This window comes from Billgrantia ethanolica, from assembly GCF_021404305.1.
Classification (GTDB): domain Bacteria; phylum Pseudomonadota; class Gammaproteobacteria; order Pseudomonadales; family Halomonadaceae; genus Halomonas; species Halomonas ethanolica.
The window spans coordinates 1-301 of record NZ_JABFTX010000046.1 but is presented as its reverse complement, the minus strand read 5'-3'; the positions used below and the strand labels follow the sequence as shown (position 1 = coordinate 301).

General features: G+C 71.1%; 1 protein-coding gene. It reads left to right on the top strand.

The features are described 5' to 3' along the window. A partial coding sequence (locus HOP53_RS21445) for an ATP-binding cassette domain-containing protein (protein ID WP_234271879.1) occupies nucleotides 1-301 on the top strand: 301 nt, incomplete at both ends.

The following is a 301-nucleotide window of genomic DNA, read 5'->3' as shown; positions in this document are numbered from 1 at the left end:
CTGGCCAATCTGTGGAACCTGGTGCGCCCACTGCGCGGGCCATGGCGGGAAGTGACCGCACTGTGCGACGAACTGGGCCTGAACGGCCTGATGCGCCGCCCGGTGGGCGAGCTTTCCGGCGGCCAGCGCCAGCGGGTGGCCATCGCCCGCGCCCTGTATCAGGCCCGCCCGCTGTTCCTGGGTGACGAACCGGTGGCCAGCGTCGATCCTCACCAGGCGCTGCGGCTGCTGGACCTGATCGACTCCCGCCACACCACCTCGGTAGTGGCGCTGCACCAGCGCGAGCTGGCGCTCTCCCACT